Genomic DNA, 2,127 nt, shown 5'->3' with positions numbered 1-2,127 from the left:
GCCAGCGGGTCTTCTCCTTGGCATCCTTGCAGCTACGGTAGCGCTGTTCGAGTTCCTCCAGGCTCAGGTGGGGGTGTAGGGGTATGGCTTTGCTCGGCATGCATTATTATCTACATAGGTTTGGTATTATAGCCCGCACGAAGCGCTCGAAGTCCCGGTGGGCGTTGACCGTAACCCAGCGGGCTCCCTCAGGGGACTCCACCTGGTGGGTATGGGGCACCCCCTTGGGGCCTAGGATTTCCTCAAAGGGTAGAGCAAGCCGGGATGTATCCCCCACGAAAAAGCGGATCGCACCTTCCAAAACGATAAAGACCTGGTCCTCGGTGTGGTGGATGTGCAGGGGTGGGGAATCCCCAAAAGGAGCCCAATGCTCCATGACGGAAAGGCCATCCTGGCCCTCTACTTCCGAGACCCAGATGCGAACCAGGGTATTGAAGAACCAAAGAGCCTGCATATTCAAGCCCTCCTCATAGGCAGTACCCCGTGTGTTCTGCGTGCGGCACAAAGTAGGCGTGGACGTCGTAGTGGGGAACCTCGTAGCCCTCGTGGCCTTTGGGCTGGAACTCTATGTCCACATGGTCTATGGCATGACCCTTCAGGGGCCTCAGCACCTCGGTCCAGGACTTGCCAGCCACAAAGTCGGCCTGGGAAACCATGATCTCCACGAACACCACCTTCTCCCCCATGACCCCGTAGATGGGGCCAAAGGGAAGGTCCTGGGGCTTAGCCCAGTGCTCACCCATCCCCGGCACACAGGAGCTTACCTGGACCACGCCTTCTGGCAACCCCAGGGCTTTGGCCTTTTGCGCTGGTGGTTGCGCCAAAACGCCTACCAATAAACCCAATAGCCCAACTATCAATCCGAGAAATCCCAATCTAGCCATCCCTTGCCTCCTTGCCCAACTGGTAATCCAGCCAGGCAGGGTCAAGTTAGCAAGCGCAGGATGACCGAAGGATGACAGCACCAGGTTCGGGGTGCTTCCGAACCGATGCGTTGATTCCTTCACACCTGTGTGAGCATTTTCGGCGGCACATCTGGAGCGATAGCGCACCCCTTGATCCGATGCACACTTCAGCTGGCAGTTCGGCTCCAGCCGGGTAATCCAAGCCAGCTTCGAGAAGCAGAACCGTACGGCCTCTACCCTCGCTCAAGCGGGCGGCCAAGACGCATCCCGCCGAACCTGCACCCATGTTCGCGATATCGAATATCATGCCACCACCTTGGTAATCTCGCTACGTACTGCCTATCTGCGCCTCACTGCGCCGCGAAGCGCAGCGGGACGACGTCAGGTGCGAGCGCGTATTGGGCAGCGCTGTTCATCCGAATGGCGACCTTGGGTTAGGCCATGCCGAGGGCCATCTTCAGCAGTCACCAACCTAACCTTTGACGTAGGAGAACTTCTCAGCTACCTTCCCATCCCGCACACGAAACACATCCACGCCGCGCAGATACCACGGCTTTCCTTCTTTCGTCTCTCTGTAAACCCATCGGACAACGCACCGATCGGCGACGGCAAACATTTCTCAACCTCAAAGAGCGCATCCGGATTTGTCGCGAAGAATCGTTCCCAGAAGGCACGGACAGCCGCCTGGCCCTCATAACGCCCGCCATCCGGGGGCGGATAAGTGTTTTCGAACACACAGTCCGCGGTCATGGCAGCCATGGCCGCGCCAACACCATGCCTGTTGATGGCGTCGTTGAAGCGCTGAACCGCTTCGAGCGTGAATTTTGTCAGCATTTCTTCGGGCGCGTTGGCGGACATCTTGACGATATCTGCCAGTTCGATCAGCACATTGGGTTCGTCACCAACCACCCAAGCGTCATTCCCAGGATGTATGACCGCCACACCCCCCGGACCGAATTCCATCTCGGTGCCGTCATCCATCCGCACCCGTTGCCACCCTGCGAGAAAGATCTTCACATGGAACCGCTGGCAGCTTTCGCCGCCCACGACCGGCTTGACGTGCTTGGACGGGTGCGTCCCCGAATCAACCCTAAAGGGCTAAGCTGCTGGGAAAGCGACATGGCGCACGGTGTCGAAAGAGACGATTGGACGGAGAGAGAATAGCTGGGAGCGGCCAAAGGCCTTGGCGTGGGCCCCGCTGACCGACCAGCGAGCCCCGGCG

At 58.8% G+C, this 2,127-nt stretch carries 2 protein-coding genes and 1 pseudogene; all 3 read right to left on the bottom strand.

Annotated features, from left to right (window positions below):
* Positions 1-106: 106 nt before the first annotated feature.
* A complete protein-coding gene (locus tag Mrose_RS18225; RefSeq protein WP_119280635.1) occupies positions 107-454 on the bottom strand; it encodes a cupin domain-containing protein in 348 nt (115 codons plus the stop codon).
* Between the two features lie 13 nt (positions 455-467).
* Positions 468-773: a hypothetical protein gene (locus Mrose_RS18220; protein WP_245970023.1), complete on the bottom strand. Its 306-nt coding sequence runs from the start codon at positions 771-773 to the stop codon at positions 468-470.
* Positions 774-1,377: 604 nt separating this feature from the next.
* Positions 1,378-1,655: pseudogene (locus Mrose_RS19895) on the bottom strand (nuclear transport factor 2 family protein).
* Positions 1,656-2,127: the final 472 nt, after the last annotated feature.

This window comes from Calidithermus roseus (genome assembly GCF_003574095.1).
Classification (GTDB): domain Bacteria; phylum Deinococcota; class Deinococci; order Deinococcales; family Thermaceae; genus Calidithermus; species Calidithermus roseus.
Note: the sequence above shows the minus strand (reverse complement) of the source record. Positions and strands in the feature narration are given on the sequence as shown.